The organism is Brevundimonas sp. TWP3-1-2b1 (genome assembly GCF_049896165.1).
Taxonomy (GTDB): domain Bacteria; phylum Pseudomonadota; class Alphaproteobacteria; order Caulobacterales; family Caulobacteraceae; genus Brevundimonas; species Brevundimonas subvibrioides_B.
In genome coordinates this window covers 166,540-179,084 of sequence record NZ_JAFCTT010000004.1, presented here as the reverse complement: position 1 = coordinate 179,084, position 12,545 = coordinate 166,540, and the positions used below count along the sequence as shown (strand labels likewise).

Genomic DNA, 12,545 nt, shown 5'->3' with positions numbered 1-12,545 from the left:
GACTCAATCCTGCACGCGTCGTCCCGCAGGACCTGACGGATGGACTGTCTGCACAACTGATTGCATTGGATCAAGGGCGATGCGCCACGGTTGGGCCGTGACACGGCGAAGCCTCACCGGTATCAGCGCCGCCATGGACGAGAACGACCGGCAATCCGAGGAACGGGGCTGGGCCACGGCGAAGACGCTGGCCGAAGCCCTGCCCTATATCCAGGTTTATGACCGCGAGACCGTGGTCATCAAATACGGCGGCCATGCCATGGGCGAAGTCGCCGTGGCCAGGCAGTTCGCCGCCGACGTGGTGCTGCTGAAGCTGATGGGGGTCAACCCCGTGGTCGTCCACGGCGGCGGGCCGCAGATCAGCGCCATGCTGGACAAGGCGGGCGTCAGGTCGAGCTTCATCGACGGCCTGCGCGTGACCGACAAGGACACAATGGCCATGGCCGAGATGGTCCTGTCCGGCGCCGTGAACAAAGAGATCGCCCACTGGATCACGGTCGCGGGCCGCGAGGCCGACGTTCGTGGCGTCGGCCTGTCGGGCAAGGACGCCGGCCTGCTGACCGTCGAAAAGACCACCCGCACCAAGCGCGACCCCGACAGTCTGATCGAGCACGAGGTCGATCTCGGCTTCGTCGGCGAGCCGACGAAGGTCGATCCCAAGCTGATCGCGGGCCTGATCGCCTCGGAGACCGAGGACTGGGTGCCCGTCATCGCCCCGATCGGCGTCTCCGAGGACGGCCTGACCTACAACGTCAACGCCGACACCGTGGCCGGCGCGATTGCGGGGTCGCTGAACGCCAAACGCATGCTGCTGCTGACCGACGTGAAGGGCGTGCTCGACAAGACGGGAGCGATCATCCGCCAGATGACGGTCGCGGAGGCCCAGGCCCTGATCGATGACGGCACCGCCTCCGGCGGCATGATCCCCAAGCTGGAGACCGCCATGGCCGCCGTCCGCGCGGGCGTCGAGGCCGTGGTCATCCTCGACGGCCGTCGTCCCCACGCCATGCTGGTCGAGCTGTTCACCGAATACGGTGCGGGCACCCTGGTGAAGGCGTGAGCCTCGATCTCTCGAGCATCAACGCCTGGGTCTTCGACCTCGACGACACCCTCTATCCGCCTGAACAGGGCGTGATGGGTCTCGTCCAGGGCCGGATCAACGCCTTCATGGTGGACGCCGTCGGCCTGCCCGCCGACGAAGCCAGGACGCTACAGCGTCAGTTCCTGAACGAACACGGCACGACCCTGGCCGGGCTGATGGCCAACTACGCCGTGGATCCGGAGACCTTCCTCCGCGAGGTCCACGACGTGCCCCTGGACTCGCTGGAGCCGAACCCGCGTCTGGCCGAGGTCCTCACCCGTCTGCCTGGCCGCAAGTTCGTCCTGACCAACGGCGCGCGCCGCCACGCCTCGCGCGTCCTGGACCGGATCGGCGTCACAGCCCTGTTCGACGGTGTTTTCGCCATCGAGGACATGGACCTGACGCCCAAGCCTGCGCCCTCGACCTATCGGCATTTCCTCGAGCGTTTCGGCATCGACCCGAAGCAGGCCGTCTTCTTCGAGGACACGCCGCGCAACCTCGAGCCGGCCAAGGCCATGGGCATGACCACCGTGCTGATCGCCACATCCGGACACCTTGCGGCCCGGGGGCTGGCGACCGGCGACTGGATCGACGCCACCGCGCCCGACCTGCTCGACTTCCTGACCCCCTATGCCCTCAAGGAGGCCGCATGACCGATCACGCCCAGCTCGAAGCCGTCATCGAATCCGCCTGGGAGGCGCGCGCCGACCTGTCGCCCTCGACCCACGGCGAGACCCGCAAGGCCGTCGACGCCGCCATCGACCTGCTGGATTCCGGCCAGGCCCGCGTCGCTTCGCGCGCCCCGGACGGCGTCTGGACGACCCATCAGTGGCTCAAGAAGGCGGTGCTGCTGTCCTTCCGCCTCAACGACAACGAGATCATGCGCGCCGGCGAGCGCGGCCTGTCGGCGCCCTCCTCCAGCGGCGGCGTACCCGCCGTCGGCCCCTGGTACGACAAGGTGCCCAACAAGTTCGCCGACTGGACCGCCAACGAGTTCAAGGAAGCCGGCTTCCGCGCCGTCCCCGGCTCGATCGTGCGCAAGGGCGCCTTCATCGACCGCAACGTCATCCTGATGCCGTCCTTCGTGAACATCGGCGCCTATGTGGGCGAGGGTTCGATGGTCGACGGCTGGGCCACCGTCGGCTCCTGCGCCCAGATCGGCAGGAACGTCCACCTGTCGGGCGGCGTCGGCATCGGCGGCGTTCTCGAACCGCTTCAGGCCAACCCGACCATCATCGAGGACGGATGCTTCATCGGCGCCCGCGCCGAGGTCGCCGAGGGCGTCATCGTCCGCGAGGGCGCCGTCCTGTCGATGGGGGTCTATCTCTCCGCCTCGACGAAGATCGTCGACCGCGCCACGGGCGAGATCACGCGCGGCGAGGTCCCCGCCTGGAGCGTCGTCGTCCCGGGAACCCTCCCCGACGCCAACGGCGGCCCGTCGCTCTACTGCGTCGTCATCGTCAAGCGCGTCGACGCCCAGACGCGGGCGAAGACCGGCGTGAACGAGTTGCTGCGGGACTAGAGGCTCAGGTCGGGCCCTCGGGTCAACACGACCGTCCCTTCCAGCATCATCGCCCGCTTTCCCGCAGCGGTGATGGCGTCGTCGAACTCGTCGAGGATGCCGTTCGCCCAAGCTGGCATCGCGAGGTCGGATCGACCGGTCGCCAGGCCGAGCTGGATATTGCCGAAGTTCCGGAACAGGCGGGAATTGTCGCTGTGGGGTACCAGGGCGACCCGCGCAAAGCCGGCAGCCGAAGCGGCGGTTTCGATATACTCCCGCGAGAACAGCCACTTGTCGTCAAGCCCCCGCCAGGCGGCCGACGATGAGTCCGGCCGGGTGCGGGCCGCAGTGTCGGCGATCATTCGGCTCAGCACTTCGGCAATAACGGGATTGAGCGGCAGGTGGCGGCTTTCTGCGAGAATCCTCTGGTGAGCCAGCCGCAGCAGGCAGTAGCCGTCAAACGGCTCAAAGAAGATCGCCGTGCCCCCCGGCTTGAGCGCTCGAAGGGCCGCGGCGAGACAACGTTCGGGCTCCTCCAGGTGATGAAGAATGGCGGCGCCTGTCACCAGGTCGAACCGGCAGGGCTGTACATGGTCGGACATCGCGTCCATCACCACCGGCAGAACGCGGGCAGCCCGGCCGTGGTTGGCGATGCGGCGCGCCAGCATGCCGATCAGCTGCGGCGAGAGGTCGGTGGCGACGATAGCAGGATCATCGAAAAGCTCGAGGCACGGCAGCACCGAGTTGACGCCCGATCCGCTGCCCAGATCGAGAATGGTCGGGCACGCCGGAAGCGCCACTCCGGCCGCCGCGAACGCCGTTCTGAACAGGCGGAGGAAGTGCTCCGAATGGCCATAGCGGTTGTCGTATTCGCCTGCATGGACCGTGAACTGCTCGGTTACCGTGGCTTTCGACATCGGATCTTCGATGGCCCACATCCTTGCGTCACCCGCGTCTCCTGCCGCGACAAGAGGCGAGGCAAACAGGGCCTGCGCCCAGGCGGGCGGGCGGGGATGCGTCCGGTCGGCGAGGTTCATCGAGAGCATGAGTCAACCTAAACCCTGGAGCCGGCACGACAAGGCCGACAGGGTTTTTCACCTGTGGCACGGTAACCGCGCCGCAGGCGATGGAAGGCCGCATCGTTCAAGGACCGGTGGGGCGGCGAGCCCGCTCGTCCGGTCAAGCGGGCCAAAGGCGATCCTGTGCTTGCCTTCTTGAACTCCACCACCTTTAAAAGCCCCCATGCCGTCAACACTGCCCAAGCCGCTCCAGAAGCCCTTCAATCAAGGCGTGGCCTGGATTCGGGATCACTTGCTCAATCACGCCGAACTCGGCCTGAGACGCGTGCTCGTCCAGGCTCCAGGACATGCTCCGACACAGAGATTTCTCGGTGTCGCCCTGGTAAAACTGGGGCGCACGGACGAGGGGCTCGAGATGCTCAGGGCTGCTGCGGCCTCGGATCCCGAGGACTGGGGAATCCGCTCGGATCTCGCGGTCGCGCTCGGAGCCCCCGGCGCTCCGCCGATCTTCAGCACCGACGACAGGACGCGCGAGTTCAACGCTCTCGACTATCCTTACCGCGCGACGATCCGCTACGGCGCAGGCCGACCGTCCCATCCTGAACTGACCGGGATCATCGAAAAGGGGCGTCGTCGCTACGAAGCTGTCATCGACGACATGAGGGGGCTGCAGTCAGACTTCACCGCAGTGCCTCTGGGCGGAAGCTACGACGACCGGGATCCCTTCTGGATAAACGCCTGGTTCCCTCCGCTCGACACGATGGTTCTGACGCACTTCCTGAAGAAGTTCGCCCCCCCTCGCTTTGTCGAGATCGGGTCAGGCGTCTCGACCAAGGTCGCCCGCCGGGCAGTCGAACTCTACGGCCTCAAAACCCATCTCACGTCCATCGATCCTCAGCCCCGGAATGAAATCGACACCCTGTGTGATCAGGTCATTCGGCAACCTCTGGAAGAGACCGATCTCAGCCTGTTCGAAGCGCTCGAGCCGGGGGACATCCTGTTTCTCGACAGTTCACACCGCAGCTTCCAGGGATCGGACGTCACAGTCTTCTTCATGGAAATCCTTCCTCGTGTGAAGCCGGGGGTCATTCTCCATGTCCATGACATCTACCTGCCCGACGACTACATTTCGGGCCACGTGGATCGGTTGTGGAACGAGCAATATCTACTGGCCACTGCTCTGCTGTTCGGCGAGAATCGATTTGAAATCCTGTTCCCCTGCTGGTTCGCCCACCGGGACCCCGCGTTGTTCGAGCGCGCCGCTTCGGCTCTCCGAAAAGGCCCGCTGGAGACGCTGAACCTCTACGGAGCCTCTTTCTGGTTCAAGAAGATCTAGCCGCCGACGCGATCTCGCGGGCCAGGCGGGCGGAACCTCCCACAGCGGCGTGACACCCCGGAATGGATCGGGCACAAACCGCCGATGCTCGCCGACTCACCCACCTCCCCGCCCGGCCTCGACGCCGCGCGGCAGACGCTGGAGCGGGTCTGGGGCCACGCCGACTTCCGGGGGCTGCAGGCCAGGGTCGTCACCGAGATCATGGCCGGCCGCGACGTCCTCGCCGTCCTCCCGACCGGCGGCGGCAAGAGCGTCTGCTACCAGATCCCGGCCATCCTGCGCCCCGGCCTCGGCCTCGTCATCTCCCCCCTGATCGCCCTGATGACCGATCAGGTCGAGGCGCTGAAGCAGCAGGGGGTGGCGGCGGCCCGGCTCGACTCCGGCCTGTCGCTGAACGAGCGCACCGATGTCCTACGCGCGGCGCAGTCCGGTGAACTGGACCTGCTCTATGTCTCGCCCGAAGGCCTGGCCTCCGGCGCCCTGACCGACCGGTTGCGCGACCTGCCCCTGTCGCTGATCGCCATCGACGAGGCCCACTGCGTGTCCCAGTGGGGCCACGACTTCCGCCCCGACTATCGGACCCTCGGTCGCCTCGGCGAACTCTTCCCCGGCGTCCCCCGCATCGCCGTCACCGCCACCGCCGACGCCCGCACCCGCGACGACATCCTGGCCTCGCTCCGCCTCGAGCGCGCCGCCGTCTTCGTCGACAGTTTCGCCCGCCCGAACCTGCAGCTCTCGGCCATTCGCAAGGAGAGCGCCTCCCGCGCCAGGACCGACGCCCACGTCATCGAACTGGTTCGGGCCCGACGCGGCCAGTCGGGCGTCGTCTATTGCGGCAGCCGCGACGGCTGCGAACGCGTCGCCGACGCCCTGAAATCCGCCGGGACCAACGCCATCGCCTATCACGCAGGCATGCCGGGCCAGGACCGCGACAAGCGGCTCGAACGGTTCCTGGCCGAAGACGGCGCCGTCATGGTCGCGACCATCGCCTTCGGCATGGGGGTCGACAAGGCCGACGTCCGCTTCGTCATCCACGCCGATCCGCCGGGCAGCCTCGAGGCCTACTGGCAGGAGATCGGCCGCGCCGGACGCGACGGCGAACCGGCCGAGGGCATCACCCTCTACGGCCCCTCCGACATCGCCTGGACCCTGAAGCGTCTCGACAGTCGCCCGATGGCCGAGGAGGTCAAACAGGTCCAGACGCGGAAAGCTCGCCAGCTGTTCGCCATGCTGGACGGCGCGACCTGCCGGCCCCAGGCCGTGCGGCGCTATTTCGGAGAAACCGACGCCGGCGCGTGCGGCGTCTGCGACGTCTGTTCCGACCCGCCCGCCCTCTATGACGCCACCGTCCCGGCCCAGAAGGCGCTCGCCGCCGTCCAGCGCCTCGGCGGCCGCTTCGGCAAGGGGCGGATCGTCGACCACCTGCTGGGCAAGACGAAGGAGGTCCAGCCGTGGGAGAGCGACCTCTCCACCTGGGGCATCGGCAAGGAGATCTCGCTGGGCGGCTGGCGCGACGTCGTCGACCACCTGATGTTCGAAGGCCTGCTGCTGGAGGATCCCAACGACGGCAAGCCGCTGGTCGGCCTCGGCGACGCCGAACGTGTCCGCGCCGTCTATCGCGGCGAGATCGCCATCGAGGTCCGTCGCACCCCGCCGGGCTCCGACACCGGCCGATCCGCCAGCCCGAGGAACCGCACCCGCAACGACCGGAACGCCGCGGTCGAGGCGCTCGACGCCGACGTCCGCGCCCGTTTCGAGACCCTGCGCGCCTGGCGCCGCGACCGCGCCGCCGAACAGCACGTCCCGCCCTACGTCATCTTCCAGGACAAGACCCTGCTGGAGATCGCCCAGCGCGAACCCGGCTCGCTCGACGCGCTCGCCGCCATCTCCGGCGTCGGCCAGACCAAGATCGACCGCTACGGCAAGGGGGTTCTGGCCGCGCTGGCGGACGCCTAATCCAGCGCGCAGATGTCCGGCAGGCCGCGCAGGGCGCCCGCGTGGTCCAGGCCGTAGCCGACCAGGAACCGGTTCGGCGCCTCCCAGCCGACGAAGTCCGGCTCGGGTGCGCGGGGCTTCGGCCAGGGCTTGCGGGCGAAGACGCAGGTCACGACCTCGGCGGCCCCTGCCTCCCTCGCATGCCGCACGGCCTCGGCCAGCGACAGGCCGGTATCGAACACGTCGTCGAGGATCAGCACCTTGCGATCCGTCAGCGACCGCTGGAACGGGGCATGCACGTCGATCCGGCCCCGGCTCGATTGTGCATCGCCGTAGGAGGCCAGCCACAGGGCGTCGAAGCGGACATTCCGTCCGATCCGCGACAGGGCCCGCGTCAGGTCGGCGGCGAACCACAGCCCTCCGGTCAGCAGCACCGCCGCCACGGTCTCGTCGTCGATGACCGGCGCGATCCGTTCGGCCAGATCGGCGACGATCCGGCCGATCTCGGCTTCGGAAAGGAGGACGGTGGGCGTCGGGGGAGCTTCAGCCATGCGAGGCGGATACCGCCTCGGCCCCATGGCTGTCGATAGACTCATGCGCCGGCGCGGCGGGGACCGGAGTCGCGTCGATCGGCTCGGCATGCATCGTGGGCGCCTCCTCGATCATGGCGGGCCGCAGACCGTGTTCGTCGGGCGTCGGCAAGGGCCGGACGTGGGCGGCGGGCGCGGCCTCCGTAGGCGCGGCCGGTCCGGCTCCCGCCCTGGCGAAATCGACGCCGACATCGACGCCGTGCGCGCCGGGGTCGCGGATCAGGGCCGCGAAGCCCTGGACCCCGCCCGGAAGGACGGGGGCCCCGTCCAGCTCGATCAGAGCATACCCGACCTCGGCCCCGTGGGCGTCGAGCAGGGCGACCCGGACCGGCGGCGCGACGATCTCGCGCTCCCTGACGTTCCTCAGGGCGCCGGACACCATCACCATGTCCGGCCGTTCGGCCACGGCCTTGGCGGTCAGGGCCTCGAACTCGAGCCCGGTCGGGTTCACCGGCGTCCCGACCATGGCGTAGGCGGCCGCGGCGCGGGGATACAGTTCCACCACCTCGACCCGGAACAGCCAGCCGGCGCCGATCAGGCCGACGAACATACTGGCTAGACCGGCCCAGACCGCGCCGTGGGTCGCGGCTCGGCGCAGCCGACGCTGCTGTTCGGCCCGGGCACGAAAGGCCTTGGGCAGTTCGGGCGCGGGGATCTCGGGCGAGACCGGCGGCGCGTCCTCGAAACTCCTGGGCTCCTGAGCGAGGATCGGCTCGCTGGCCGCCGTCAGCTCCAGCGGTTCGTCGCTGGGCATGCCGTGCCAGACATGGGCGCAGGACTGGCAACGCACCTTGCGGCCGCCTGGCGGAATGGCGCCGTCGGGGGCAAAATAGCTGGTGGCGCAGGACGGGCAGGTCAGTATCATGGTCGCTGACTGCGAGGCCGCTCGCCGGCCCCCTCCTGTCGGAACGCAATGCGGTCCGGTCCTAACGAAAACAATCGATGCCTCAGTCGCCCCGTCGCGCCGCCGAATCCGCGCCTTCGCCCGAAACCGTCCGCCTGTCGGCGGTCGGGTTCGGCTATGCCGAATCGCCCGGCGTGCTCCGTGACGTTAACCTCATCCTGCCGCGTGGCTCTTTCCACTTCCTTACCGGCGCGTCGGGAGCGGGAAAGTCTTCGCTGCTGCGTCTTCTGACCCTCGCCGACCGGCCCGGGGAAGGCCGCATCGCCCTGTTCGGAGAGGACGTCACCGGGATCACGGCCCGCGACCGGCCCGCCTGGCGTCGGCGCATGGGAGTCGTGTTCCAGGACTTCCGTCTGCTGGATCACCTCAGCGTCTTCGACAACGCCGCCCTGTCGCTGCGGGTGCGGGGCGGCAAACGCAGCGACTACGCCGCCGACGTCGAGGAGATGCTGGCCTGGGTCGGGCTGGGCGATCGCGCCAACGCCCTGCCCACCGCCCTGTCCGGCGGCGAGAAACAGCGCCTTGCCATCGCCCGCGCCGTCATGGCCAAACCGGACCTGATCCTGGCCGACGAACCGACCGGCAGCGTCGACCCGGCCATGGCCGACCGACTGCTGAAACTGTTCCAGGCGCTCAACAGGCTGGGCGCCACCGTCCTGATCGCCAGCCATGACGAAGATCTGGCCAGACGGTCGGGCGCGCGCCGGTTGCAATTGCGCGACGGCCGCATCTCGGGGGTCGCGACATGATCCGCTGGTCCACCCTGTTCGGCTCCGGCCCGCGAGCCCGACCGGTCCGGCCCGAGAGCGGTCTCCTGCCGCGCGACGCGGCCGGGGAGCGCTGGCTGGCCGCGGTCATCGCCGTCCTCTGCTTCCTCGCCTGCCTCGCCGCCGTCGGCGCGGTTGCCGCCGACCGGGCGGCGCACGGCTGGGCCCGGGAACTGCGAGCCGAGGCCACGGTCCAGGTCCGTCCGCGCGTCGGTGAGAGCGGCGCCACCGCAGCCGCCCGCGCCGCCGAGACCCTGGCCGGCGTCAACGGCGTGGCCGAGGCCGCCGCCATGGACCGCGAGACCGCCGAGGCCCTGCTGCGCCCGTGGATGGGCGAAGCCGTGCTGGCCGACCTGCCCCTGCCCTATCTGGTCACCGTCCGCCTGGACCGCAGCGCGCCCGCCAGCGCCCTGACCCTGGGCCGCGCCCTGGCCGAGGCAGGGCTGGACGCGACGGTCGACGACCACAGCCTGTGGCGCGGCGAGGTCGAACGGTCGGCGACCCTGATCACCGTCCTGGCGCTCGCGGCCTTCCTGACCACGGCCTTCGCGGCGGGGGCGGCCATCATCTACGCCGTCCGCGCGGGCATCCAGGCGCGCCGATCGGTGATCGAGACCCTGAGCCTCTCCGGGGCCACCGACGCCGCCATCGCCTGGTTGTTCCAGCGCCGCTACGCCCTGCTGGCCCTGGTCGCCGGCGCGGCCGGAACGGCGACAGCCATCGCCCTGCTCGCCCTCCTGCGCGCGCTCGGCGGATCCGAAGGCCTGACCCCCGCCCTGCCCGTCGCCTGGGCCGATATCCTGATGCTCTCGCCTTGCCCGCTGGTCGCCGCTACGGTGGCGCTTGTCGCGGCGCGACTTGGCGCCGGACGGGCGATGGCGAGACTTGGCGCGTCCCAGGTCGGCGGCTAGAGATTCAGCATGAAGTTTCTGGCGCTTGTCGGGATCGTGGCCCTGATCTGGCTGGTGGGGCTGTTCGCCTTCGCCGACCGGGTGCGCGGCTTCACGCCCGCACCGGAGCCTGCGCGCGCCGACGGCATCGTCGCCCTGACCGGCCCTTCCGCCGAGCGTGTCAACGTCGCCATCCGCCTGCTGGAACAGGACAAGGGCGAGCGGGTCCTGATCTCAGGCGTCAACCGCGAGGTCCGCCGCCAGGAACTGCGCGAACTGACGCCGGGGTCCAACCGCCTGTTCAACTGCTGCGTCGACCTGGGCTTCGAGGCCGAGACCACGAACGGCAACGCCCAGGAAATCGCCGCCTGGGCCCGCGCCAGGGGCTATGACAGCCTGATCGTGGTCACCTCCGACTACCATATGCCCCGTTCCATTCTGGAGCTGCGCAGCGCAGCGCCGGATCTGGAGTTGACGCCCTATGCCGTCTCGACGCCGTCGCTGGACAACTCGCGCTGGTGGCGGGCGGCCGTCACGGCGAGACGGATGACGCTGGAATACGTCAAATACCTCGCCGTCCTCGGCCGGGAGACCGTGCACAGGGTCACCGGCCACGACGAGCGGGCCGCCGTCGAAACACCCACCGATGAAGCGCCTGCCCGGAAAGCCGACAGCCAGTGAACACGATCCGCTCCCTGGTCTTCGTGGCCTGGCTCTATCTGTCGCTGGCGATCTTCGCAGTCGGCATGTCGCCGGCGCTGGTGCTGCCGCATCGCTACGCCCTGGGCGTTGTCCAGATGTGGGCCCGCTCCGTTCTGCTGGGCCTGGACTGGATCACCGACATCAAGGTCGAGTTCCGCGGACTCGAACATCGCCCGACCGGCCGCGCGCTCCTGGCCTGCAAGCACCAGGGCATGCTCGACATCATCATCCCCTTCGTGGTGCTGCCCGATCCCTGCATCATCACCAAGAAGGAGCTGATGATCCTGCCCTTCTTCGGCTGGTTCGCCTGGAAGACGAAGATGATCTCCGTGGATCGGTCCGCCGCGTCCAAGGCCCTGCGCGACATGGTCAAACAGGCCCGGGCGCGCTCGGCCGAGGGTCGCCAGATCTGGATCTTCCCGGAGGGCACCCGCGCCCCGGTCGGCGCTGTTCCCGACTACAAGCCCGGCGTGATGGCCATGTACCGCGACCTTGAACTGCCCTGCACGCCCGTCGCGACCAACGCCGGGGTTCACTGGCCCGCCCATGGCTTCCGCCGCTATCCGGGCACGGTCGTCTATGAATTCCTGCCGCCGATCGAGGCGAACATGAAGCGGGCGCCCTTCATGGCCGAGCTGGAACTGCGCATCGAGACGGCGTCGAACGCATTGCTTCAGGCCTCAGGCAGCAGAGCGCCGCGCGCCCAGCGATAGCGCGCCTCAGCTCGCTGCGAACTCGCTCAGGGCGTCGATCACGGCGCGGTTCTGGTCCTCCGTGCCGACGGTGATGCGCAGGCCGTCGTGGATGCCGTAGCCGCCGACCGGGCGAACGATGATGCCCTTGGAGTTCAGGTAGTCGCTGGCGGCGGCGGCGTTGCGCTTCTCGTCCCTGAACAGGACCAGGACGAAGTTGCCGGCGCTCGGCAGGACCTCGAAGCCGAAGCCGCGGATGGCCTGGGTCAGGCGCGGACGCCAGGTCTGGACCATCTCGCGCGACGCTTTCTGGTGCGCCTCGTCGCCAAGGGCGGCGGTCGCCGCCTCGATGCCGGGGATGGACACGTTGAACGGCAGACGGATGCGGTCCACCGCCTCGGCCACGCCAATCGGCGCATAGCCGAAGCCGACGCGCAGGCCGCCGAGGCCGTGGATCTTGGAGAAGGTGCGGGTGACGACCACGTTGGCCGCCTCGCGGGCCAGCGGGAAGGCGGTCTCCCAGTCGGCCTCCGTGACGAACTCGGCATAGGCCTCGTCGATGACCAGAACGATGTGTGACGGCAGGGCCTCGTGCAGGCGGCGGATTTCCTCGCCCGAATTGTAGCTGCCGGTCGGGTTCGATGGGTTGGAAACGTAGACGATCCTGGTCCGCTCATCGACCTCGGCCAGCAGCGCGTCGACCTCGGCCTTGTAGCCCGGTTCCGGCGCCAGCTTGACCTGGGCCTCGCAGCCGAGAGCGCTGATCCGGTAGGCGAGGAAGCCGTACTGGCCGGTGACGATATTGTCGCCCGGCGTCAGATAGGCCTGGTTCAGCAGGGCGAAGACCTCGTCCGACCCGTTGCCGAAGATCAGCCGCTCGGGCTCCAGCCCGTGGTGTTCGGCGACCGCCGTGCGCAGCCTGGTGGCGCGGCCGTCGGGGTAGATGTGGATGTTCTTGATCGCGGCCTCATAGGCCTCGCGCGCCTTCGACCCGGCACCCAGGGCGTTCTCGTTCGACGACAGCTTCATCGGCTCGGCGATGCCGACGATCGACGACTTGCCGCCGACATAGGGGGCGATGTCGAGGATGCCCGGCTTGGGCGCGGGCGCGTTGATCTCGGTCATGAG

Annotated in this window: 13 protein-coding genes; 9 read left to right on the top strand and 4 right to left on the bottom strand. The window is 68.9% G+C overall.

Annotated features, from left to right (window positions below):
• Positions 1 to 133 precede the first annotated feature (133 nt).
• From argB to dapD, 3 genes are read left to right on the top strand one after another with little or no spacing between them, the layout of a single operon-like run.
• Complete coding sequence (gene argB, locus ACP7AB_RS05720; protein WP_425989452.1) at positions 134 to 1,060, top strand: acetylglutamate kinase; 927 nt, start codon at positions 134 to 136, stop codon at positions 1,058 to 1,060.
• The gene (locus tag ACP7AB_RS05715) at positions 1,057 to 1,734 is read left to right on the top strand and encodes a pyrimidine 5'-nucleotidase (RefSeq protein WP_425989078.1); all 678 of its coding nucleotides are present in this window, start codon (positions 1,057 to 1,059) and stop codon (positions 1,732 to 1,734) included. The genes argB and ACP7AB_RS05715 overlap by 4 nt, the downstream gene beginning before the upstream one ends.
• A complete protein-coding gene (gene dapD / locus ACP7AB_RS05710) occupies positions 1,731 to 2,603 on the top strand; it encodes a 2,3,4,5-tetrahydropyridine-2,6-dicarboxylate N-succinyltransferase (protein WP_425989080.1) in 873 nt (290 codons plus the stop codon). Before ACP7AB_RS05715 ends, dapD begins: the two co-directional genes overlap by 4 nt.
• Here the strand turns inward: dapD and ACP7AB_RS05705 are convergent.
• The gene (locus tag ACP7AB_RS05705; RefSeq protein ID WP_425989083.1) at positions 2,600 to 3,628 is read right to left on the bottom strand and encodes a class I SAM-dependent methyltransferase; all 1,029 of its coding nucleotides are present in this window, start codon (positions 3,626 to 3,628) and stop codon (positions 2,600 to 2,602) included. The genes dapD and ACP7AB_RS05705 overlap by 4 nt on opposite strands.
• Before the next feature lie 196 nt (positions 3,629 to 3,824).
• On the opposite strand from ACP7AB_RS05705, the gene ACP7AB_RS05700 reads away from it, so the two are divergent.
• Complete coding sequence (locus tag ACP7AB_RS05700; protein WP_425989086.1) at positions 3,825 to 4,937, top strand: class I SAM-dependent methyltransferase; 1,113 nt, start codon at positions 3,825 to 3,827, stop codon at positions 4,935 to 4,937.
• Between the two features lie 84 nt (positions 4,938 to 5,021).
• A complete protein-coding gene (gene recQ, locus ACP7AB_RS05695) occupies positions 5,022 to 6,893 on the top strand; it encodes a DNA helicase RecQ (RefSeq protein WP_425989089.1) in 1,872 nt (623 codons plus the stop codon).
• On the opposite strand, the gene ACP7AB_RS05690 is transcribed toward recQ, so the two are convergent.
• Positions 6,890 to 7,423: a phosphoribosyltransferase gene (locus tag ACP7AB_RS05690; protein ID WP_425989091.1), complete on the bottom strand. Its 534-nt coding sequence runs from the start codon at positions 7,421 to 7,423 to the stop codon at positions 6,890 to 6,892. The genes recQ and ACP7AB_RS05690 overlap by 4 nt on opposite strands.
• Positions 7,416 to 8,327 (bottom strand): zinc-ribbon domain-containing protein, encoded by a 912-nt coding sequence (locus ACP7AB_RS05685; RefSeq protein ID WP_425989093.1) that lies wholly within the window; start codon positions 8,325 to 8,327, stop codon positions 7,416 to 7,418. Before ACP7AB_RS05685 ends, ACP7AB_RS05690 begins: the two co-directional genes overlap by 8 nt.
• 77 nt (positions 8,328 to 8,404) lie before the next feature.
• Here ACP7AB_RS05685 and ACP7AB_RS05680 point away from each other — a divergent pair, with 77 nt between their 5' ends.
• From ACP7AB_RS05680 to ACP7AB_RS05665, 4 genes are read left to right on the top strand one after another with little or no spacing between them, the layout of a single operon-like run.
• The gene (locus ACP7AB_RS05680) at positions 8,405 to 9,115 is read left to right on the top strand and encodes a cell division ATP-binding protein FtsE (RefSeq protein ID WP_425989095.1); all 711 of its coding nucleotides are present in this window, start codon (positions 8,405 to 8,407) and stop codon (positions 9,113 to 9,115) included.
• Complete coding sequence (locus tag ACP7AB_RS05675) at positions 9,112 to 10,044, top strand: cell division protein FtsX (protein WP_425989098.1); 933 nt, start codon at positions 9,112 to 9,114, stop codon at positions 10,042 to 10,044. The genes ACP7AB_RS05680 and ACP7AB_RS05675 overlap by 4 nt, the downstream gene beginning before the upstream one ends.
• Before the next feature lie 9 nt (positions 10,045 to 10,053).
• Complete coding sequence (locus ACP7AB_RS05670; RefSeq protein ID WP_425989101.1) at positions 10,054 to 10,704, top strand: YdcF family protein; 651 nt, start codon at positions 10,054 to 10,056, stop codon at positions 10,702 to 10,704.
• Entirely contained in the window at positions 10,701 to 11,438 is a 738-nt protein-coding gene (locus tag ACP7AB_RS05665; protein ID WP_425989103.1) for a lysophospholipid acyltransferase family protein, read from the top strand. The genes ACP7AB_RS05670 and ACP7AB_RS05665 overlap by 4 nt, the downstream gene beginning before the upstream one ends.
• 6 nt (positions 11,439 to 11,444) lie before the next feature.
• Here ACP7AB_RS05665 and hisC read toward each other — a convergent pair whose 3' ends face one another.
• Complete coding sequence (hisC, locus tag ACP7AB_RS05660) at positions 11,445 to 12,542, bottom strand: histidinol-phosphate transaminase (protein WP_425989105.1); 1,098 nt, start codon at positions 12,540 to 12,542, stop codon at positions 11,445 to 11,447.
• Positions 12,543 to 12,545: the final 3 nt, after the last annotated feature.

Bases quoted from the DNA above. Each gene is read 5' to 3' on its own strand.
- ACP7AB_RS05675 (WP_425989098.1), top strand. From the start codon at position 9,112: ATGATCCGCTGGTCCACCCTGTTCGGCTCCGGCCCGCGAGCCCGACCG.
- dapD (WP_425989080.1), top strand. From the start codon at position 1,731: ATGACCGATCACGCCCAGCTCGAAGCCGTCATCGAATCCGCCTGGGAG.
- hisC (WP_425989105.1), bottom strand. From the start codon at position 12,542: ATGACCGAGATCAACGCGCCCGCGCCCAAGCCGGGCATCCTCGACATC.
- ACP7AB_RS05700 (WP_425989086.1), top strand. From the start codon at position 3,825: ATGCCGTCAACACTGCCCAAGCCGCTCCAGAAGCCCTTCAATCAAGGC.
- ACP7AB_RS05680 (WP_425989095.1), top strand. From the start codon at position 8,405: ATGCCTCAGTCGCCCCGTCGCGCCGCCGAATCCGCGCCTTCGCCCGAA.
- recQ (WP_425989089.1), top strand. From the start codon at position 5,022: ATGCTCGCCGACTCACCCACCTCCCCGCCCGGCCTCGACGCCGCGCGG.
- ACP7AB_RS05670 (WP_425989101.1), top strand. From the start codon at position 10,054: ATGAAGTTTCTGGCGCTTGTCGGGATCGTGGCCCTGATCTGGCTGGTG.
- ACP7AB_RS05690 (WP_425989091.1), bottom strand. From the start codon at position 7,423: ATGGCTGAAGCTCCCCCGACGCCCACCGTCCTCCTTTCCGAAGCCGAG.
- ACP7AB_RS05705 (WP_425989083.1), bottom strand. From the start codon at position 3,628: ATGCTCTCGATGAACCTCGCCGACCGGACGCATCCCCGCCCGCCCGCC.
- argB (WP_425989452.1), top strand. From the start codon at position 134: ATGGACGAGAACGACCGGCAATCCGAGGAACGGGGCTGGGCCACGGCG.
- ACP7AB_RS05685 (WP_425989093.1), bottom strand. From the start codon at position 8,327: ATGATACTGACCTGCCCGTCCTGCGCCACCAGCTATTTTGCCCCCGAC.